The sequence below is a fragment of the Pseudokineococcus lusitanus genome, from assembly GCF_003751265.1.
GTDB classification, from domain to species: domain Bacteria; phylum Actinomycetota; class Actinomycetes; order Actinomycetales; family Quadrisphaeraceae; genus Pseudokineococcus; species Pseudokineococcus lusitanus.
Window position 1 is genome coordinate 517,065 of record NZ_RJKN01000002.1, and the last position, 19,410, is coordinate 536,474.

The following is a 19,410-nucleotide window of genomic DNA, read 5'->3' on the forward strand; positions in this document are numbered from 1 at the left end:
CTCCCGGGGCCACGCAGGAGCTCGCCATGACGTACGTCAGCCCGCCCGACTTCGTCCAGAAGATGATCGACGCCGGCCACTCGAAGGTGCTCATGAGCACCCGCGACACGATCATCCGGGCCTACATGGCCGGCGCGATCCTCGCCCTCGCCGCCGCCTTCGCGGTGACCGTGACGGTGCAGACGGGCAACGCCCTCGTCGGCGCCCTGCTCTTCCCCGTCGGCTTCGTCCTGCTCTACCTCATGGGCTTCGACCTGCTCACGGGCGTCTTCACGCTCGTCCCGCTCGCCCTGCTGGACCGACGACCGGGCGTCACCGTCCGGTCGATGCTCCGGAACTGGGGCCTGGTCTTCCTCGGCAACCTCGGGGGCGCCGTCACGGTCGCCCTCATGATGTCCGTGATCATGACCTACGCGTTCCAGACGCCGCCCACGGACGTCGGCGCGCGGCTCGGCGAGATCGGCCACGCCCGGACCCTCGGCTACGCCGAGTACGGCGCCGCCGGGATGCTCACGCTGTTCCTGCGCGGCGTCCTCTGCAACTGGATGGTCTCCACCGGCGTCGTCGCCGCGATGATGTCGACGAGCACCTCGGGGAAGATCATGGCGATGTGGCTGCCCATCATCGTGTTCTTCTACATGGGCTTCGAGCACTCGGTCGTCAACATGTTCCTCTTCCCGGCCGGGCTCATGATGGGCGGCGGCTTCTCCCTGGGTGACTACCTCGTGTGGAACGAGATCCCCACGGTCGTGGGCAACCTCGTCGGCGGGCTGCTCTTCGTGGGGCTCGTCCTCTACGCCACCCACGCCCGCACCGGCCGCAGCCGCCGCGCCGTGGAGCTCGAGCGCCTCGAGGCGGCCCGCCGGGCCGGGGACGACCAGGTCGTCCCCGCGCAGGCCGGCGCCCTCGCCCGCTGACCCGTCCGCCCCTCACCACCGGGCCGACGCCGGCCCGCACCCTCACCGGAGGAGCACGCCCCGATGGACCCGATCATGAGCCGCCCCGACGCCGCCGCCCTCGTCCGCACGCAGATGTCCCGCAAGGGCCTGACGTGGACGAAGGTCGCCGAGGCGGTCGACGCGCCCCTCGTGTGGACGACGGCCGCGCTGCTCGGCCAGCACCCCATGACCGCGGCGCAGGCGAGCGCGGCGTGCGAGGTCCTCGACCTCGGCGACGACGTCGGCGAGAGCCTGCAGCAGCAGCCGTCCCGCTCGATCGACCCGACGCTGCTGCAGGACCCGACGATCTACCGCTTCAACGAGGCCCTGGCCGTCTACGGTCCGGCCCTCAAGGCGCTGATCCACGAGGAGTTCGGCGACGGGATCATGAGCGCCATCAACTTCCAGGTGGACATCGCCCGCCGGGCGCACCCGGACGGCGACCGCGTCGTCGTCACCTTCGACGGGAAGTTCCTCGACTACCGCTGGTGACCCCCGGCCGGCCGCAGCGGCAGCCCCTCGTCGCGCTCGTCCGCGACGAGGGGCGGCCGCTCCTCGCCGTCAGGTGCTGTCGCGCGCCACGTACCGCAGCGCCAGCGGCGGCTGCGGCGCCCCGGCGTCGAGCTGCTCCGCGGGCGGCGTCTCCCCCGGCGCCGCCTCGAGCAGCGCCCCGACCGCCGCGAGCGCGCGGCGCCGCTGGTCGTCCGACACCCACGCGTACCCGGGCTGCTCGCCCGTCGGCAGGCGCAGGAGGTCGCGCAGGTCGCGCTCCCCCGGCCGGGCCGTCCCCGGACGCAGCGCCGCCGTCACCTCGCCCGCCGCCTGCTCGAGCAGCGGCAGGTTGGCCCGCAGCCGCGTCCACCGGTGGCGCTCCCAGCCGGTCCAGCCCTCGGCGTCCGCCTCGGCGAAGCGCTCCCGCAGCGCGACGCCGGCCGCCCGGCCCCGCGACGCGAGCCGCGCGATGGCCGCCGGCGGCATCCGCACGTCCCACCCACCGTCGCCCGGGTCGACGTCGACCTGCGCGATCCGGTCGCGGAAGCCCGGCAGCGGCAGCTGGGCGACGTCCGAGCCGTCCTGCAGCGCCCCGAGCACCGCCCGCCCGAAGTGCCACGTGCTCGTCCCTGCGAGCGGGTACCGGACGGGCGGCAGCGCGTCGTCGAGCGGCCCGGGCCCGCCCGGGTCGAGCGGGTCGGCGGGCGCGCCGCCCTGCCGCGCCGGCCGGAGCGTGACGCCGAAGGTCGGCCGGACGGGCGCCGCCGTGTCGAAGAAGTGGATGGGGAAGTTGCTCGTGACCCCGCCGTCGCTCGTCCAGACCCGGCGGGTCGTCGGCGCCGCGCCGGCCACCCGCGCGAGGACGGCGGCCAGCGCGGCGTCGTCGGGCCCGCTGCGTCCGTCGGCCGCCGGCCCGGGCGACGGCAGGACGTCGCCCGCCAGCACCTCGCCCACCACCGCCGCCACCCGCCGCGCGGCGTCCGCCGACGCGAGGACGTCGACCGTCCGGAAGGGCACCGCCGACAGGAGCAGCGGGAAGCTGAGGCTCGCCCGCACCGCGAGGACGACGGGCCAGTCCGACGCCGCCGGCAGCGGTACGAGCGGCCGCAGCTGCGCGTCGCGCACGCGCCGCGCCAGGCGCTCCGCCGGGTCGGCGGGCAGGGGCGGCGGGTGCGCCTCGACCCACGCGACGACGCGCTCGGGCAGCAGCCGCCGGAGCTCGGCCGGGTCGGCGTAGACCGGCGGCACGCCCGGGCGCCGCGGGTCGAGCGGCAGCCGCACCGGCCGCCCGTGCGTCAGCGACGTCGTGACGACCTGCAGCCGGACCGCCGCGCCGGCGGGCGCCTCGTCGAGCCCGGTCAACGGCGTGGCACCGGGACCGGCCCACAGGTGGCCGAAGGTCAGCGGGCCGGCGCCGTCGGGCAGGCCCGCGGCCTCGTCGAGGAGGTCGGTGACCCACGGCGTCAGCGCCGTGCCGTCGTCCGCCGTGCCGTCCGCGGGCATGCCCGTGCAGACGCCGAAGAGGTTGTCCGGCACGGCGACCTGCGCCGCCCGCAGGTGCACCCACGCCGCGCCGAGCACGACGCCGACCACCGTCAGCAGCAGCCCGAGCAGCCCCGCCACGACCCACCCCAGCGCCGGGAACGCCGAGACGGCCGCCGCGAGCAGCAGCACCCCCGGCACCGCGCCCACCGCGACCCTCCACCAGCCGCCGGGCGCCCGCCCCGCCGCGGCGACGCCGGTCAGCACCGCCCGCGGCCACGAGCCGCCGTCCCGCGCCGCGAGCACGGCCAGCACGAGGTCGAGCAGCGGCATCGTCGCCCGGGTCGGCACGAAGAGGTCGGAGAGCCGGGAGCCAGAGGGACGGCGCCCGCGCCGGGCGGTCGGCGTCGCGAGGTCGCCGGGCAGCCGTGCGAGGACGGCGAACCCGCCCCGTCCGGTGGCCCCGCCGTCGCGCCCCAGCTCCGCCGCCGCCGACACCGCCGCGGCGACGGCGCCCGCCGACGTCCCGCCCACCTGGACCAGCCGGTGCTCGCGCGCGATCTCGCAGACGGCCCACGGGTAGACGACGCCGCTCGTCACGCCGCCGCGCATGACGACGTCGCACGTCGCTCGCGGGTCGGCGTAGGCGGCGGTGGAGCCGAGCGGCTCGGGCGGTGGCACGGGCGTCGTCGCAGGGCTCACGCGCGGATGCTCGCAGCCGCCCCCGACGGCGTCCGGCGGCGGGTGGGGGCCACGGCCTCGACCGCTCGAGACCGACGAACGACCGGTTCCCGGGCCCGGGAACCGGCCGTTCGTCGGTCTCGCCGGGTCAGCCCGCCAGCCCCGCTCCCACCGTCGCGAGGGTCCGGACCAGCGCCTGCTCCCGCTCGTCCGGGTCGAGCCCGGCCAGGACCCCGACGAGCAGCTCGGCCAGCCCGTGCACGGCCGCCCACGCGGCGAGGTCCGCCCCCGCGCGCCCCCGCACGCCGAGCCCGCCGGCGGCGTCGAGCTCGTCGAGCCGGTCCTGCAGCATCGACCAGGGGTCCGGCCCGCCCACGCAGCCCGGCGGGCCGCCCGTGGTCGGCGGCCCGTTGAAGACGACGTGGAAGAGCCCCGGCTCGGCGACGGCGTACTCGACGTACCCGCGCCCGACAGCGACGAGGCGCGCCCGCGCCAGGGCCACGGCGTCACCGGACGCCGGCACCGCCGCCAGCCGCTCCGCCATCGCGACGCCCATCGCGCCGCGCGCGTGCTCGGCGACCGTCGCCAGCAGCTCGGCCTTCCCCGCGAAGTGGCGGTAGGCCGCGTTGGGGCTGACGCCGACCTCGCGTGCCACCTCGCGCACCGACAGCCCGGTGGGCCCTGCGGCGCGGACCGCCGTCGAGGCCGCCGCCACGAGGGCGTTCCGCAGGTCGCCGTGGTGGTAGGTCGCGCGCTCCAGGGCCCCTCCCGACGTCGGGCGGCGCGACCCCGCGCCACATGTGGACAGCGTCCACACCGTAGTCCTATGTTGACGGCGTCCACATCGACGCCGACGACCTCGGCCGGTCAGCACCACCGCAGGGGGAGCCATGGGCACCACGGTCCACGCAGGACGCCGCACCGCCGACCTCGACGGGCAGGACGTCGTCGTCTTCGTCATCGGCATGCGCATCAACCGGCTCCGCAGCCCGCGGCAGTGGCTGCCGGTCTTCCGGGCGATGCCGCTCATGCTCGCCGAGCTGGGCCGCCCCGAGCTGGGCCTGCTCCACGCCCGCACCTACTGGTCCGGGCGCACCTTCATGCTCCTGCAGTACTGGCGCAGCTGGGACCTGCTGCAGGCCTACGCCTCTGCGGGTGACGCCGAGCACCTCCCCGCCTGGCGCGCCTTCAACCAGCAGGCCCGCCGCGGCGGCGACGCGGCCGGCATCTTCCACGAGACCTACCTCGTCGGCCCGGGCCGTGCGGAGTCCGTCTACGTCTCGATGCCCGACCACGGGCTCGCCGCGGCGACCCGCTCGGCCCCCGTCCCGCCGCGCCGCCAGCGGGCCGCGGAGCGGATGCGCGGCGTCGACGCCTGAGCCGGGCAGGTGGCTGCACGAGGACGCGCTCTACCGCGTCGTCGTGCAGCCACCTCGACCTCAGACCGCGGAGAACCCGCGCTCGAGGTCCGCCCGGATGTCGTCGAGGTGCTCCAGCCCCACGGACAGCCGCACGAGCCCCGGCGTCACGCCCGCCTTGACCTGGTCCTCGGGCGCCAGCTGGCTGTGCGTCGTCGACGCCGGGTGGATGACGAGGCTGCGCACGTCCCCGATGTTGGCCACGTGGCTGTGGAGCGTCAGCGCGTCGACGAAGCGTCGCCCCGCCTCCAGGCCCCCGCGCAGCTCGAAGGCGAGGACGCCGCCGGCGCCCCGCGGCGCGTACTTCTGCTGCCGCGCGTGCCACGGGCTGGACGGCAGGCCCGCGTACTGGACCCGCTCGACCTCCGGCCGCTGCTCCAGCCACTCGGCGACCGCCTGCGCATTGGCCACGTGCCGCTCCACCCGCAGGCTCAGCGTCTCGATGCCCTGCCCGAGGAGGAAGGCGTTGAACGGCGAGATCGCCGGCCCGAGGTCGCGCAGCAGCTGCACCCTCATCTTGAGGATGTATGCGAGGTTCGCGCCCAGCGCGCTGCCGACGCCGAGGTCCCGCGCGTAGACGAGCCCGTGGTAGCTCTCGTCCGGCTGGTTGAAGCCCGGGAAGCGGTCCGGGTGCTGCGCGTAGTCGAAGGTCCCGCCGTCGACGACGACCCCGCCGATCGCCGTCCCGTGGCCGCCGAGGTACTTCGTCGCCGAGTGCACGACGACGTCCGCGCCCCACTCCAGCGGCCGCAGGAGGTACGGCGTCGCCACCGTCGCGTCGACGACGAGCGGCACGCCCACCTCGTGAGCGACGCCGGCCACGCCCTCGACGTCGAGGACGTCGCCGCGCGGGTTGGGGATGGCCTCCCCGTAGAAGACCTTCGTGTTGGGGCGCACCGCGGCGCGCCAGGAGTCAAGGTCGTCGGGGTCCTCGACGAACGTCGTCGTGACGCCGAGCTTGGGCAGCGTGTAGCGGAGCAGGTTGACCGTGCCGCCGTAGAGGCTGGGGCTCGCGACGACGTGGTCTCCCGCCTCGGCGACGTTGAGGATCGCCAGCGTCTCCGCCGACTGCCCCGACGCGACGAGCAGCGCGCCGACGCCGCCGTCGAGGTCGGCGATGCGCTTCTCGACGGCGTCCGTCGTCGGGTTGGTGATGCGCGTGTAGATGTTGCCGAGCTCGGCCAGCGCGAAGAGGTTCGCCGCCTGCTCGGTGTCGCGGAAGGCGAAGGACGTCGTCTGGTGGATAAGCAGCGCCCGCGAGCCGGTGCTCGGGTCGGGCGCGGCGCCGGCGTGGATCTGGCGGGTCTCGAAGGACCAGGCGGCGGGCGCCTCGTCGGCGACGCCGTGCGTCACCGGCTCCTCGTCGAGGCCGGTCGACGGCGTGGGGTGGTCGGCGGGAGGGGTGGTGGGCACAGGGGTCTCCTCGGCGAGGGGCTCGTGCGAGCCCGCGCTTGCCGCGCCCGGACGGGTGGCGGCCCGGTCTTCACCCGGGGCACCCCGCCGCAGGAGGAGGGTTGCCGGCCAGCGAGCCGGGGCTTGTCGCTGGCGCTCTTGACCTGCCTCGACCCTAGGAGCGTCCGTCCGTCGAGCGGGACCCGTGTCTCACGGACCGGTCAGCGCGCCGCGCACCACCGGTCGAGCTCGTCCACGGGCAGCGGCCGTGCGTAGTGGTAGCCCTGCGCCATGTCGCAGTCGAGGTCCTCGAGGGCGCGGCGCTGGTCCGGCGTCTCGACGCCCTCCGCGACGGCCCGCAGCCCGAGGGAGTGCGCGAGGTGGACGCACGTGGCGACGATGGCCGCGTCACCGCGGCTCTCGGTGAGCCCCGCGACGAAGGACCGGTCGATCTTCAGCTCGTCGAGCGGGAACCGCTGGAGGTACGTGAGGCTCGCGTAACCGGTGCCGAAGTCGTCGACCGCGAGGGTGACGCCGAGCGCCTTGAGCGCCCGCAGCGTCGCGGCGGCCGCGTCCGGGTCCTCCATGAGCGCCGTCTCGGTCACCTCGAGCGTGAGCAGCGCCGGGTCGAGCCCGTGCCGGTCCAGCACCTCGGCGACGAGCGGCACGAGGTCCGGGTCGCCGAGCTGGCGCGTCGAGAGGTTGACGGCGATCTCCGTCGTCGGGCCGCCTCCCGCCGTCCGCGCCCACGCCGCCCCCTGGGCCACGGCGGAGTCCAGCACCCACGCCCCGAGGCGGCGCACGAGGCCCGACTCCTCGGCGACGTCGATGAAGTCGCCGGGCTGGAGCAGCCCGCGCTCGGGGTGCTGCCACCGCACGAGCGCCTCGACGCCGGCCACACGGTCGCCCCGCAGGTCCATGCGGGGCTGGTAGTGCACGCGCAGCTCGCCCTCGGCGATGCCGCGGCGCAGCTCGCCGATGAGCCGGAGACGTCCGACGGCCGGGTCGACGACGTCCGGGTCGTGCAGCTCGACACGGGCGCGGCCGCGTGCCTTCGCCCGGTGCATCGCGACGTCGGCGTGGTGGAGCAGCCGCTCCGGCGTCTCGTCGGGCGTGGCCCGGACGACCCCGACGCTCGCCGTGACGACGATCTCGACGTCCTGCAGGAGCACGGGCGCCGTGACGACGTCGAGCACCCGCTCGGCCACCGCCCGCGCGGCGCCGTCGTCCCCGACGTCGGCCACGACGACGAACTCGTCGCCGGACAGGCGCGCGACGACGCCGTCCGCGCGGACGGTCGCGGTGAGGCGCTGCGCGACGACGCGGAGCAGCTCGTCGCCGGCCTCCCGACCGAGGCTGTCGTTGACCGCCTTGAAGTGGTCGAGGCCGACGAAGAGCAGCGCCGTCCCGGCGGACGCCGGCCGGCCGCCCTCCGGCGCACCGGCGAGTCGGGCCAGCAGGCCGGCGCGGTTGGGCAGGCCCGTGAGGTCGTCCCGCAGCGCCCGCTGCCGCATCTCCTCCTCGACGGCGACCCGCTGCCGCTCGGCTTCCTGGGCACGGCGCAGCGCGTCGACGAGGTCACGCTCGTGCCGGCGCCGCTCGTGGGCGGCGAGGACGATGACGCGGATCTCGGCCGGCACCCCGTCGGCCGCCGGCCGGAGGGTCGCCGACAGCAGGACCGCCCGGCGGGAGCGGTCCGCGGCGATGACCTCGACCATCGTCTCGGCCACGGCACCGGTGGCCCGCAGCCGCGGCAGGCAGGAGGCGCTCCAGAGGATGCGGTCGCCCACGGGCAGCAGCCGCGGCAGGCGCGTCCCGAGGAGCTCCTCCGCGGTGTAGCCGGCCCAGGCGCAGAAGGTCGCGTTGACCCGGGTGATGGTGCCGTCGTCCGCCGTCGTGAGGTAGCCGCAGGGGGCGTCGTCGTAGAGCTCCCGGAGCCGGTCCGCCTCGTCGGCCCGCGGCGGGCGCCCCTCCGGGGACGCGTCGGCGGAGGGCTCGAGCGTCGTCGTCATCGGTCGAGGTACGCGAGGACGGCCGCCGCGGTCTCGGCGGGCGCGGACAGGTGCGGGCAGTGCCCGCTCGCGTCGAGGTGGACCAGGGTGCTGCCCGCCAGCCGGGCGAGGAGGTGGTCCCCGACCTCGGGCGGGGCGAGGACGTCGTCGACGCACTGCAGGACGAGCGCGGGCACGGTGACGCGGGCGAGCAGGTGCCGGACGTCGGAGTGGAAGGTCACGCGGGCGAAGTGCCGGGCGATGTCCGGGTCGGTGGCCTGGAAGCTGCCCGTCAGCCGCTCGCCGAGCTCGGGGGTGCCGGGGTTGCCCATGACCATCGGCGCGATGGTCGCGGCCCAGGCGGAGTAGTTCGCGTCGAGGGACTCGAGCAGCTCGTCGACGTCCTCCCGCGAGAACCCGCCGACGTACCCCGTGGCCGGGTCGTCGATGTAGCAGGGCGAGGGCGCGACGAGCACGAGGCGCGAGAACCGCTCGGGCTCACGGACGGACGCGAGCAGCGCCATCATCGCGCTGATGCTGTGGGCCACGACGACGACGTCGCGCAGGTCGAGCTCCTCGCAGACCTCGAGCAGGTCGTCCACGTAGCCGTCGAGGGACCCGTACTTCTCCCGGTCGTACGCGGACAGGTCCGACCCGCCCGCACCGACGTGGTCGACGAGGACGACCCGGTGCTCGGCGGCGAGCGCGGGCAGCATCGCCTGCCAGGCGCCCTGCTCGGAGCCGAAGCCGTGCAGGAGCAGCAGCGCGGGTCCGTCGGGGCGTCCGACCTCCGTGACGTTGTTGCGGCTGACGGCGGTGCGCCGGGGGGCGCGGATGGCGGGCACGACGGTCCTCCTCGGGCACGAGGTCCACGCAGCGGGTTGCACGTCGCCTCGGCGGTGCATCGGCAGCGGCGGCCGTCACCTTGAGCCGACGCCGGACGCTGTCTCACCCGTCCGCCCGTGCTGCCCGGGGCTGTCGACCTGCGCCGTTCCCCGTACGCCCGCCCCACCAAGCCGCTATCCCTGTGTCACCGGTCGCGACCGAGCGTCCGGACGCCGCGCCCGACGGTCGGGCCTGCGCCCCAGGGAGGCCCCCGTGGTCACCACCCGCCCCATCCGCCGATCCCCCGCCCCGTCGCGCCGCCGTCGCACCGCCCTCGCCGGCGGCGTCGCCGCCCTCGCGCTGCTCCCCGCGAGCGCCGTCACCGCGAGCGCCGACCACCTCCCCGACGACGAGGTCGTCGCCCGCGACCTCAGCGGCGCCCTCTCGATCGCCGCGACGCGCGGCGGCGACCTGCTCGCCACCCGTTCCTTCGAGGGCGCCGTCGAGCGGATCGGCCACCACGGCGCGCGGACCGACGTCCTGTCCCGCCCCGGCGAGGAGGTCGCCGGGCTCACCGCCACGGCCGACGGCTTCGTCAGCACCCGGTCCGCCGGGCTCGGCCCGGACGCGACCGCGCTCGTCGAGCGCACCGACCGCCGGGGCCGGACGACGACGGTCGTCGACCTCGCCGCCCACGAGCGCGCGACCAACCCCGACGGCGACGCCCGCTACGGCTTGCTCGGCCTCGACGAAGGGTGCGCGGCCCAGGTGCCCGACGGCGTCCCGGTGGACGAGCCCGGCGAGGTCTACTCCCACCCCTACGCGACCGCGGACCTCGGCGCCGGCCGGCTGGCCGTCGCGGACGCCGGCGGCAACGCCGTCCACGTCGTCGACGCGCGCGGGCGCGTCCGGGCCAGCGTCGCGCTCCCGCCCCAGCTCATGGCCGCGGACGACTACCGCCTCGCCGACCTCGGCATCCCCGCCTGCGCGGCGGGCGCCACCTTCGCCGTCGAGCCGGTGCCCACGGACGTCGAGGTGGGTCCGGGCGGGGACCTCTACGTCAGCCTCCTGCCGGGCGGGCCGCTGGACGGCTTCGGCGGCGAGCGCGGGTCGGTGGTGCGGGTGGACGTCGACCCTGTGCTGGCGGGGACCGGTCCGGCGGTCGTCACGACGGTCGTCCGCTACCTCGACGGACCGACGGGCATCGCGGTCGGCCCCGACGGCAGCGTCTTCGTCAGCCAGGAGACGGGGTACGTCAAGGCCTTCTACCGCCCGACGCCGGACGCCGTCGGCACCGACCTGTACTGGGGCGGCGACGGCGGGGACGTCGAGCTCGTCGGCAAGCACGTGTGGTTCTCGACCGGCGTGCTGCGGCCGGGCACCGGCGAGGTGCGCTCCGTCCGCGTCTACCGCTAGGCCGGCGTCGGGGCCGTCGGCGAGGACGGCCCCGACCCGCCGTCACATCAGCCGACGACCGCCACCCGCTGCCCGCGCCGCCCGGGCAGGCAGGCGACGAGGGCGAGGACCACGGACACCCCGTCCTCGACGAGGGCCGCGGGCAGGTCGCCCGCGAAGGGACCGCGGCGGCTCGAGGCGTACCGGCGCCAGGCCAGCCCGCCGAAGGACGACGCCAGCGCCCCCAGCGCACCGGCGGCGGCGGGCGCCGTCGGGGCGCTGCCGTCCCGCGCGGCGAGCGTGGCCGCGCCGGCGAAGCCACCGACGACCCGCCCGCCGAGCGGACCGGGAGCGGTGCGGTCCGGGGTCGCGGGCTGCTTGTCCATGACGACCTCCCCCACCACGGCGGCGGCCGCCGCGAGCTTCGCGGCCGTCCCGGCGCCGTCGGGACGGGCGTCCGTGAGGACGGGCGCGAGGGCGAGCGAGCTGCGGCCGCCGGTCGCGAGCCCGAGGAGGAAGGAGCGGCCGACCAGCCCCGCGGAGGCAGGCGTGCGCCGGACGTCGCCCGCCTGCGGGGAGAGCGCCTCGACGGTCGCGTGCGTCGCGAGGCCGTACGAGAGGTGCGGGACGGCGTCGGCCACCCAGTCGCCGGCCGCCCAGTCGCGCGGGTCGCTGACGCCGAGGGCGGCCATGGAGCCGTCGGTGGCCGCCATGGCGAGCGCCCCGGTGGCCGCCCCGCCCAGGAGGCCGGGCACCCGGTAGCCCCGGCGGTGCAGGACGCTCGTGACGACGCCGACCGCCAGCCCCGTGGCCGTCCCCGACAGCGCGCCCAGGGCCGTCCGCCGGTTCCCGCGCTCGGCCCGCGAGCCGGGGATCTCCGTCCCGAGGCGGTCGACGAGCGCGTCGACCGTCTGCCCCGGCGCCTCGCTCTCGGGGCGGCCGCGCAGGAGCATGTCGGCGTAGGTGACGGCGTTGAGGACGGTCGTGCCGACGGCTCCGGCCGCGAGGCCACGGGTGAGTGCGCTCATGGGTTCACGCTGGGCGCCGGTGCTCGGCCCGGCAACCGCAGACGGGACCGCTGCGGCCGTTGTTGTGACCCGGGTCACGGCAGGTGTGCACCCGAACGGGTGACAGCCGGCCGCCGGACGGAGTAGACCATTCGCGGCAGCGGGAGCAACGGCGCTCCCGCCGCCCCCGCGCCCGGTCGGCGGGTGCGGGCCTCCTGCCCAGGAGCACCGCATGGACCACTCCACCCCGGCGCACTGCTGCGCCACCGACCCCACCGCCGGCCCGACCGGCTCCCGCACCCCTCGGCCACGACGACGTCGGGCCGTCGCGGCGGGCGCGCTGCTCGCCACCGCGCTCGCCGGGACGCCCGCCGCCGCCACCGCCGCGGACGCCCCGGAGGTGCACGTCGTCGCGGAGGGCCTCGTCGGCCCGCTCTCGCTCGACGTCCAGGGCAACGGCGACGTCGTCGTCGCCCAGTCGTTCGCCGGGCTGCTCACCCGCGTCGGCGCGGACGGCACCCGGGCCGACCTCGTGACCCTGCCCGGCGCCGAGGTGGCCGGCGTCTCCGGCGCCTCCAAGGGGGGTGCCGTCTACACGCACAGCGAGGGCCAGGGCCCGGACGCCGTCGCCCGGGTCGAACGCGTGGACCGGCGGGGGCGCGTCACCGTCCTCGCCGACCTCGCCGCCCACGAGCGGGAGACCAACCCCGACGGCGCGACGACGTACGGCTTCCGCGACCTCGCGGCCTCCTGCCTCGACCAGCTGCCCGAGGAGTTCCCGGGTCGCTACACCGGCGAGGTCTACTCCCACCCCTACGCGACGGCGGCGCGCAGCGGCGACCGGACGGTCGTCGCCGACGCCGGCGGCAACGCGCTGCTCCAGGTCGGGCCGACGGGCCGGGCCCGGACCCTCGCCGTCCTGCCCGCCCAGCCGGCGACGGTGACGGCGGACCTCGCGGCCGGCAACGGCCTGCCCGACTGCGTCGTGGGGTCGCAGTACTGGTTCGAGCCCGTGCCCACGGACGTCGAGGTGGGCCCCGACGGCAGCCTCTACGTGAGCCTCCTGCCCGGCGGGCCCGAGGACCCGAGCCTCGGGGCGCGCGGGTCGGTCGTCCGGGTCGACGGCAGCGGCCGCACGACGACCGTGCTGACCGGCCTGCTCGGCGCGACCGGCGTGGCCGTCGACGGGCGCGGCCGCGTCTACGCGACCGAGCTCTTCGGCGGCCGTGTCGTCCGTGCCGTACCGGGCAGCACGACGGGCGAGACGGTCGTCGACCTCCCGCTGCCCGCGGCCGTCGAGGCCTCGCGGGGCGACCTGTGGGTGAGCACCGACGTCCTCAGCGAGACCGGTGGGGCTCAGGTGGTCCGCGTCGACCTGTAGGCGCCCGACGGCGCCGACGGCGCACGCGCAGGGGTGGTCCGGGCTCGTCCGGGCCACCCCTGCGGCGTCCCGAGGCGTGGGACGGCTGAGCCGGACGGGGCTGGTGGGACGAGGGCCTCGTCGACGACGTCGGCCCCGCCTTCCGCGGGATCCTGCGGAACAACACCGTTGTCATTCGACAACCGCTCCCGCGCAGCCCTTTTCGACCACCCGGACGTCTTGTCACCGTCCTGTGACATGACTTACGGTCGCGCGCGTCCTCACCGCCGCCCTCCGGGGCGTCGCGGTCCCCGGCACGGACGTGCCGGGGCGGACGGGGCCCGGACGCCGAGACGGCGGCCGTGGTCCGACCGACGACGCGACCGCCCGCGCCCCTCCGCCCGGCGGTCGTCCACCTGACCGAGCGCAGGGCGGAGCCGCGACGACGTCGCGGGAGGTGCGTGCGCGAGAGGCCCCGTCATCCGTTCCCTGCGCTCTCCCCGCTCCGCCACGCGACCGGCCGCCCCCCGTCGTGCCCGCACCGTGGGCCTCGGCGCCGTCGCCGCCCTCGTCGTCGCGCCCCTCGTCGGGCTCGGCACCGCGTCGTCCGCGGCCGCCGCGACGGACGCCACCTGGGACCGCCTCGCGCAGTGCGAGAGCAGCGGTCGCTGGGACATCAACACCGGCAACGGCTACTACGGCGGCCTGCAGTTCTACCAGCCCACCTGGGCCAGCTTCGGCGGCGGCGCCTACGCCTCCCGGGCCGACCTCGCCACGCGCGAGGAGCAGATCGCCATCGCCGAGAAGGTCCTCGCCCGCCAGGGCTGGGGCGCGTGGCCGGCCTGCACGAAGAAGCTCGGCTTCACCGAGGCGCACAAGGCCGGGACCCCCACGCCCCCCGGCGGCACCACGGCGCCCGTGCGGCCGACGACGCCCGCGCCCGCCGCGGGCGGCACGTACACGGTCAAGGCCGGCGACACGCTCGCCAGCATCGGCCGCGCGACCGGGACCACGTGGCAGAAGCTCTACGAGGTCAACCGCGACCGCCTCGCCACGCCGCACTCGCTGAAGGTCGGCCAGCAGATCCGGCTCGTCGCCGGCACGGCGGTCAAGCCCGCCGCCGGCAAGACCTACGTCGTCCGCAGCGGCGACACCCTGTCGAAGATCGCGCGGGCCAACCGCACGACGTGGCAGAAGGTCTACGAGGTCAACCGCGACCGCCTGGCCACGCCGCACTCGCTCAAGGTCGGGCAGACGCTGCGCCTGCCCTGACGCAGAGGTGACGAGAGGGGGGCGACCGGTCGGTCGCCCCCCTCTCGTCGTCCGCGCCACCCCCGCACCTGCCCCCCGACGTGCGACCTCGTCGGGCTCCCCGGTGACGGGAGCGCCCGAGGAGGTCGCAGGTCGGGAGGAGGGGTGGGTCGGCGTCAGCCCTGCTGCGCCCCCCGACGCCGCAGGAGGACGACGCCGGCCGCACCGGCCGCGGCGACGGCGACGCCGCCGGCCACGAGCGCCGCGCTGCCGCCGTCGGCCACCGCACCGGCGCCGGTGTCCGCGCCGCCGACCGGGACGCGCACGAGCTGGCCGCGGACGGCGCCCGGCACGTACTCGGCGGTGTGGGTGTCGGCCGAGAAGGACGCCGGGTCCTCCTCGAGCTGGGCCAGCGTGAAGCCCTCGCCCGTGTCGTTCCCGTCGGGGCCCTCGATGCCCGTGGTGAACGGCCCCTGGAGGCAGCCGCTGCTCGTCAGCACGTCGCCGTCGCCCTCGGGGTTCGGGAAGGCGATGCGGGGCGGGCCGCCCTCGCCGGCGGGGGCCGCGTGGATGTGCGTGGCCGTGCGGGCCGGGCTCTCGTAGGGCGGCTCGACACCGTCGAGCGTGATGTCGTAGCAGATGACGTCCTCGTCGGCGTTGACGCGGAACATGAACTCGCCCGTCGCGTCGGGGTCGCCGGGGGCCGGGTTGCCCTCGGCGTCGACGACGTTGCTCCCCACCGCGTCGACCACGAACGCGCTGGTGAAGGAGTCCGGCTCGGCCACCTGCGTGGCGGAGGCCGGGACGGCGGTGGCGGTGGCGGCCAGCGCGAGGGCGGCGAGAGAGCCACCCGTGGCGGCCAGGCGGCGGGTCGTCCGTGCGTCCATGGGGCACCTTCCGACGGGGCGGCCCTCGGTGGCCGCCGTGCACGAGGGGGTACGTCGCCCACCGCCCCCGCGTTCACGCCGGGCGACCACCACTGCTGTGACCCTCGTCACACCAGCCGACGTGAACGTCGGCGCACCCGCCGACGTACTCCTCCCCGGCGCGTACGGTGCTGGGCGCGCCCGACCCCCGCCCGGGGGCCCGTCCCCACGGGAGGAGGCGCCGACGTGGCCGAGACGACGACGGAGGTGCCGTGGCCTCGCCCTGGCGCCTCGGCGCGGCCCGTCCCGCGGCCGACGTCCCCGACGCCGCGGCGTCCCGTGCCCCCGCACCGCCGGCCGGCGACGGGCTCGACGTCGCCGCCGCCTTCGACGCCCACGCGGGCGAGCTCCTCGGCTTCGCCACGTCCGCCCTGGGCGACCGGGCCGCCGCCGAGGACGCCGTCCAGGAGGTCTTCGTCCGGGCCTGGCGCTCGCGCGAGCGGTACGGCCCCGAGGGCGGCTCCGTGCGCACGTGGCTCTTCGCCATCGCGCGCAACGTCGTCGTCGACGTCCACCGGGCCCGCGCCCGGCGGCCGCGCCTCGTCGCGGACCCCGACCCGGACCACGGCCCGCTCGCCGACCACGGCGTCGCGCCGGGGGCCGACCCGGCGGCCGCGAGCGTCGACCGCCTGACCGTGCTCGACGCGCTGGGGGACCTGTCCGCCGCGCACCGCGAGGTGGTGGTCGAGGTCCACCTCGCCGGGACGCCCTACGCGGACCTCGCGGCGCGGACGGGCGTCCCCGTCGCGACGCTGCGGACGCGCATGTTCCACGCGCTCCGGGCGCTGCGGCGGGCGCTCGACGACCCGCCGGCGGACGACGACGACGGCACCGCAGCACCGCACGACCGCAGCAGCACGACGACGCAGGGAGGAGGTGGCCGCCGTGGCCGGTGACCCGCACGACGACGCGCACGACCCGCACGACCGGGACGACGTCGACGAGCGCTCGGCGCTCCTCGCCGCCGCGGCCACCGGCGACCTCGAGCCCGACGAGGCGGAGGCGCTCGAGGAGCTCCTCCGCACCGACCCCACGGCGTCCGACGAGCTGGCCGGGCTCCTGCGTGTCGCGGCCGCCCTGCCCGCCGCCGGCGCCGGCTGGAGCGCCGTCGAGCCGCCCGCCGCGCTGCGGGCCTCGGTCCTCGCGGCGACCTCGGGCCGCCGCGACGACGACGAGGCCCTCCCGGACCGCCGCGGCCGGGGCGCGTTGCCCCGCCCCCGGGCCCGGCGCACGGCCACCCTCCTCGCGGTGGCGGCGGTCGGCGTCGTGCTGGGCGCGGCCGGCGCCGTCGGCGTCGGCGCGGTCCTCGACGCCCCGCCGGAGGGCCCGCCCGGCACCCTCGGCGCGGTCGAGGCCGTCACGTGGCGGGGCGAGCCCGAGGGCGTCGACGCGCAGGCGTCCGTCGTCGCGCACACCTGGGGCACCGAGACCGTCGTCGACGTCACGGGCCTCGACCTGGGCGCGGGCTACGAGCTCGTCGTGCTCGACGCCACCGGTACGGAGGTCGCCTCGGGCGGCTTCGTCGGCGCCGAGGACGTGCAGGAGTGCCGCCTCAACGCGCCCGTCCTCCGCGAGGCGGCCGACCGCCTCGAGGTGCGCGACGACGACGGCGCCCTCGTCATGGCGGCGGACCTGCCGGCGGTCTGAGTCCCGCCGGCCGGCCTCCCGGCCGGCTCAGACCTCGCCCGGCTTCACCGCGAGCACGGGCCTCGTCGAGCCGAGCAGGACCCGCTGCGCCGTGCTGCCGAGCAGCAGCTTCCCCACGGGGGACCGGCGGCGCAGCGCGATGACGACGACGGACGCCGCCACCTCGTCGGCCACCCGCAGCAGCTCCTCCGCGGCGTCGCCCTCGTGGGCGGCGCGCCGCACCTCCATCGTCACGCCGGCCTCGGCGGCCGCGGCGGCGAGCCGCGCGAGGTCGGCGTCGTCGGCCGCGTCGGCGCTGACGGGCGCCCCGGCGCGCGGGGTGTTGAGCAGGACGAGCGGCTCGTCGCGCCGGCGGGCCTCGCCGAGGGCGGCGGCGACGGCGGCCTCGCCCTCGGCGGTCGGCAGGTACCCCACGAGGACGGTCACACGTGCTCCTTGACGTCGGGACGACCGGACCGGTCGTCGGAGGGGCGCAGCCGACGGCGCGCCGCGGTGAGGACCGGCAGCAGCACCACGACGAGGAACGCCACGAGCAGCACCCCGGAGATGGGGCGGGTGAAGAAGCCCGTCGGGTCGCCGTCGAAGAGCAGCAGCGACCGGCGGAGGTTGCTCTCGAGCAGCGAGCCGAGGACGAAGGCGAGCACCAGCGGCCCGGGCTCGAAGCCGGCCTTCTTCATGAGGTACCCGAGGACGCCGAAGGCGACGACGAGGCCGATGTCGAAGACGCTGTTGCGCACCGTGTAGACGCCGATCAGCGTGACCATGACGGTGATCGGCGCGAGCAGGGTGCCGCGCACCCGCAGCACACGGACGAAGATCCCGACCATGGGGATGCTCATGACGAGCAGGAGCACGTTCCCCAGGTACATCGAGTTGACGACGCCCCAGAACAGCTCGGGGTCCTCGGCGACCAGCCGCGGGCCCGGGGTGACGCCCTGGATGAGCAGCGCGCCGAAGATGACGGCCATCGTCGCGTTGGCGGGGATGCCGAGCGTCAGCAGCGGGATGAACGACGACGTGGCGGCGGCGTTGTTGGCGGTCTCCGGGCCGGCGACGCCCTCGACCGCCCCCTTGCCGAAGCGCTCGGGGGTCTTGCTGCGCCGCTTCTCCAGCGCGTAGGCCGCCATCGAGGCGAGCACGGCCCCGCCGCCGGGCAGCAGGCCGAGGACGAAGCCGACGACCGAGCCGCGGCCGATGGCCCCGCGCGAGGCGCGCAGGTCCTCGCGGCCGGGCCACACCTTCTTCAGCTTCGGCGGCGCCTGGACGCCGCGGTGCCGCTGCTCGAGCGTGTGGAGGATCTCCCCGAGGCCGAACAGGCCCATGGCGATCGGCACGAAGTCGAGCCCGTCGGCGAGGCTGAGGCTGTCGAAGGTGAAGCGCTCGGCGCCCGTGAAGCCGTCGCGGCCCACGGTCGCCAGCAGCAGCCCGACGCACGCCGCCACGAGCGCCTTGACCTTGCCGCCGCCGCTGACCGTCGCCACGAGGAGGATGCCGAGCATCGCGAGCGCGGTGTACTCCGGCGGCCCGAAGTCGAGGGCGACGGACGCCACGACCGGCGCGAGGAAGGACAGCGCGACGATGGAGATCGTCCCGCCGACGAAGCTGCCGACGGCGGCGATGCCGAGGGCCGTGCCGGCGCGGCCCTGCCGGGCCATCGCGTAGCCGTCGAAGACGGTGACGACGGAGGACGCCTCGCCGGGCAGCCGCAGCAGCACCGAGGTGATGGTCCCGCCGTACTGGGCGCCGTAGAAGATGCCCGCCAGCATGATGATCGCGGTGACCGGCTCGAGGCCGATGGTCAGCGGCAGGAGCACGGCGATCGTCGCGGCCGGCCCGAGGCCCGGCAGGACGCCGATGAGCATGCCGACGACGACGCCGACGAGGCAGTAGAGCAGGTTCTGCGGCTCGGCCACGACGGCGAAGCCGTCGAGGACGGGGGCGAGGGAGTCCACCGGACCTCCGGGGGGACGGGTGGCCGGTCGCGGGGGCGACCGGGCACGGGCGGCGGGCGGGGCCCGGCTCAGAAGAGGTGGGGCACGGGGACCGAGAGCGCCCCGACGAAGATCGCGTAGAAGGCGGCGACGACGGCCAGGCTGGCCACGACCGACGTCCGCCAACCCTCGCGCCCGAGGACCCGCATCCACACGAGGCAGAGCAGGACGCCGGGGATCTCGAAGCCGATGCGCCCCACGAGGAGGGCGAAGGCGACCATCGTCCCCACGCCGAGGAGGACGCCGGTCGAGTGCCGCGTGAAGGCCTCGGCGTCGTGCGTCCGGCGGGCGCCGACGACGAGCAGGACGCCGAGGACCGTCACGAGGACGCCGAGGACGAGCGGCCAGGTGCCCGCGTCCGGCTCCTGCGCGCTGCCGGCCCCGAGCCCCCACGACGCCACGACGGTGGCGACGCCGAGGGCGACGACGACGAGCGCGGCCACGAGGTGGGCCAGCGGCCCGGCCGTCGGCGGCCCCTCCTCCTCGACGGGGAGGGGGGCTGCCGGCGAGGCGAGCTCCACGGGGTCCGGGACGGGCCCGGGCGCGGCGTCGGGGACGCCCTCGGGGGTGCGGTCGTGCGACGGGGCGCCCACGGGCGTCACCTCCTGCCGGCC

The 19,410-nt window shown here is 76.7% G+C and carries 18 protein-coding genes and 1 riboswitch; of the genes, 8 read left to right on the top strand and 10 right to left on the bottom strand.

The window, feature by feature from the left end:
- The first annotated feature begins 26 nt into the window (after positions 1-26).
- Positions 27-917: a formate/nitrite transporter family protein gene (locus tag EDC03_RS05620; protein WP_123379190.1), complete on the top strand. Its 891-nt coding sequence runs from the start codon at positions 27-29 to the stop codon at positions 915-917.
- 63 nt (positions 918-980) lie between these two features.
- The gene (cynS, locus tag EDC03_RS05625) at positions 981-1,430 is read left to right on the top strand and encodes a cyanase (protein WP_123379191.1); all 450 of its coding nucleotides are present in this window, start codon (positions 981-983) and stop codon (positions 1,428-1,430) included.
- A 69-nt stretch (positions 1,431-1,499) separates the two neighbouring features.
- Here cynS and EDC03_RS05630 read toward each other — a convergent pair whose 3' ends face one another.
- Positions 1,500-3,614, bottom strand: coding sequence for a patatin-like phospholipase family protein (locus tag EDC03_RS05630; RefSeq protein WP_148058017.1), 2,115 nt, complete (start codon positions 3,612-3,614; stop codon positions 1,500-1,502).
- A gap of 127 nt (positions 3,615-3,741) precedes the next feature.
- Entirely contained in the window at positions 3,742-4,485 is a 744-nt protein-coding gene (locus EDC03_RS05635) for a TetR/AcrR family transcriptional regulator (protein WP_123379323.1), read from the bottom strand.
- On the opposite strand from EDC03_RS05635, the gene EDC03_RS05640 reads away from it, so the two are divergent.
- A complete protein-coding gene (locus EDC03_RS05640) occupies positions 4,484-4,972 on the top strand; it encodes a DUF4188 domain-containing protein (protein ID WP_123379193.1) in 489 nt (162 codons plus the stop codon). The genes EDC03_RS05635 and EDC03_RS05640 overlap by 2 nt on opposite strands.
- Before the next feature lie 60 nt (positions 4,973-5,032).
- On the opposite strand, the gene EDC03_RS05645 is transcribed toward EDC03_RS05640, so the two are convergent.
- The 3 genes from EDC03_RS05645 to EDC03_RS05655 form a co-directional block, all read right to left on the bottom strand.
- Positions 5,033-6,364, bottom strand: a complete 1,332-nt coding sequence (locus EDC03_RS05645) for a bifunctional o-acetylhomoserine/o-acetylserine sulfhydrylase (RefSeq protein WP_123379324.1) — start codon at positions 6,362-6,364, stop codon at positions 5,033-5,035.
- A gap of 89 nt (positions 6,365-6,453) precedes the next feature.
- A riboswitch (SAM riboswitch) is annotated at positions 6,454-6,568 on the bottom strand.
- 56 nt (positions 6,569-6,624) lie between these two features.
- Positions 6,625-8,415: a sensor domain-containing protein gene (locus EDC03_RS05650; protein ID WP_123379194.1), complete on the bottom strand. Its 1,791-nt coding sequence runs from the start codon at positions 8,413-8,415 to the stop codon at positions 6,625-6,627.
- The gene (locus tag EDC03_RS05655) at positions 8,412-9,239 is read right to left on the bottom strand and encodes an alpha/beta fold hydrolase (RefSeq protein ID WP_241967042.1); all 828 of its coding nucleotides are present in this window, start codon (positions 9,237-9,239) and stop codon (positions 8,412-8,414) included. Before EDC03_RS05655 ends, EDC03_RS05650 begins: the two co-directional genes overlap by 4 nt.
- A gap of 253 nt (positions 9,240-9,492) precedes the next feature.
- Here EDC03_RS05655 and EDC03_RS05660 point away from each other — a divergent pair, with 253 nt between their 5' ends.
- Positions 9,493-10,635: a ScyD/ScyE family protein gene (locus tag EDC03_RS05660; protein WP_158674210.1), complete on the top strand. Its 1,143-nt coding sequence runs from the start codon at positions 9,493-9,495 to the stop codon at positions 10,633-10,635.
- 47 nt (positions 10,636-10,682) lie between these two features.
- Here EDC03_RS05660 and EDC03_RS05665 read toward each other — a convergent pair whose 3' ends face one another.
- Positions 10,683-11,642: a hypothetical protein gene (locus EDC03_RS05665; protein WP_123379196.1), complete on the bottom strand. Its 960-nt coding sequence runs from the start codon at positions 11,640-11,642 to the stop codon at positions 10,683-10,685.
- Positions 11,643-11,853: 211 nt separating this feature from the next.
- Between EDC03_RS05665 and EDC03_RS05670 the strand changes: the two genes are divergently transcribed.
- Both EDC03_RS05670 and EDC03_RS18390 read left to right on the top strand, forming a co-directional pair.
- Entirely contained in the window at positions 11,854-13,002 is a 1,149-nt protein-coding gene (locus tag EDC03_RS05670; protein WP_123379197.1) for a ScyD/ScyE family protein, read from the top strand.
- A 522-nt stretch (positions 13,003-13,524) separates the two neighbouring features.
- Positions 13,525-14,253 carry a LysM peptidoglycan-binding domain-containing protein gene (locus tag EDC03_RS18390; protein WP_277872062.1) on the top strand — a complete coding sequence of 243 codons (729 nt, stop codon included), beginning with the start codon at positions 13,525-13,527 and terminating at the stop codon, positions 14,251-14,253.
- Between the two features lie 155 nt (positions 14,254-14,408).
- Here the strand turns inward: EDC03_RS18390 and EDC03_RS05680 are convergent, their stop codons facing one another.
- Positions 14,409-15,119, bottom strand: coding sequence for a CHRD domain-containing protein (locus EDC03_RS05680; protein WP_123379198.1), 711 nt, complete (start codon positions 15,117-15,119; stop codon positions 14,409-14,411).
- A 251-nt stretch (positions 15,120-15,370) separates the two neighbouring features.
- On the opposite strand from EDC03_RS05680, the gene EDC03_RS05685 reads away from it, so the two are divergent.
- Complete coding sequence (locus EDC03_RS05685) at positions 15,371-16,054, top strand: RNA polymerase sigma factor (protein ID WP_123379199.1); 684 nt, start codon at positions 15,371-15,373, stop codon at positions 16,052-16,054.
- The gene (locus tag EDC03_RS05690; protein WP_148058018.1) at positions 16,044-16,805 is read left to right on the top strand and encodes a hypothetical protein; all 762 of its coding nucleotides are present in this window, start codon (positions 16,044-16,046) and stop codon (positions 16,803-16,805) included. The genes EDC03_RS05685 and EDC03_RS05690 overlap by 11 nt, the downstream gene beginning before the upstream one ends.
- Positions 16,806-16,832: 27 nt before the next feature.
- On the opposite strand, the gene EDC03_RS05695 is transcribed toward EDC03_RS05690, so the two are convergent.
- From EDC03_RS05695 to EDC03_RS05705, 3 genes are all read right to left on the bottom strand, one after another.
- Positions 16,833-17,231 (bottom strand): universal stress protein, encoded by a 399-nt coding sequence (locus EDC03_RS05695; RefSeq protein ID WP_123379201.1) that lies wholly within the window; start codon positions 17,229-17,231, stop codon positions 16,833-16,835.
- A complete protein-coding gene (locus tag EDC03_RS05700) occupies positions 17,228-18,757 on the bottom strand; it encodes a tripartite tricarboxylate transporter permease (RefSeq protein ID WP_123379202.1) in 1,530 nt (509 codons plus the stop codon). The genes EDC03_RS05695 and EDC03_RS05700 overlap by 4 nt, the downstream gene beginning before the upstream one ends.
- Before the next feature lie 68 nt (positions 18,758-18,825).
- Positions 18,826-19,389, bottom strand: a complete 564-nt coding sequence (locus tag EDC03_RS05705) for a tripartite tricarboxylate transporter TctB family protein (RefSeq protein ID WP_199719958.1) — start codon at positions 19,387-19,389, stop codon at positions 18,826-18,828.
- Positions 19,390-19,410: the final 21 nt, after the last annotated feature.

Bases quoted from the DNA above. Each gene is read 5' to 3' on its own strand.
- EDC03_RS05620 (WP_123379190.1), top strand. From the start codon at position 27: ATGACGTACGTCAGCCCGCCCGACTTCGTCCAGAAGATGATCGACGCC.
- cynS (WP_123379191.1), top strand. From the start codon at position 981: ATGGACCCGATCATGAGCCGCCCCGACGCCGCCGCCCTCGTCCGCACG.
- EDC03_RS05640 (WP_123379193.1), top strand. From the start codon at position 4,484: ATGGGCACCACGGTCCACGCAGGACGCCGCACCGCCGACCTCGACGGG.
- EDC03_RS05635 (WP_123379323.1), bottom strand. From the start codon at position 4,485: ATGGCTCCCCCTGCGGTGGTGCTGACCGGCCGAGGTCGTCGGCGTCGA.
- EDC03_RS05650 (WP_123379194.1), bottom strand. From the start codon at position 8,415: ATGACGACGACGCTCGAGCCCTCCGCCGACGCGTCCCCGGAGGGGCGC.
- EDC03_RS05665 (WP_123379196.1), bottom strand. From the start codon at position 11,642: ATGAGCGCACTCACCCGTGGCCTCGCGGCCGGAGCCGTCGGCACGACC.
- EDC03_RS05670 (WP_123379197.1), top strand. From the start codon at position 11,854: ATGGACCACTCCACCCCGGCGCACTGCTGCGCCACCGACCCCACCGCC.
- EDC03_RS05680 (WP_123379198.1), bottom strand. From the start codon at position 15,119: ATGGACGCACGGACGACCCGCCGCCTGGCCGCCACGGGTGGCTCTCTC.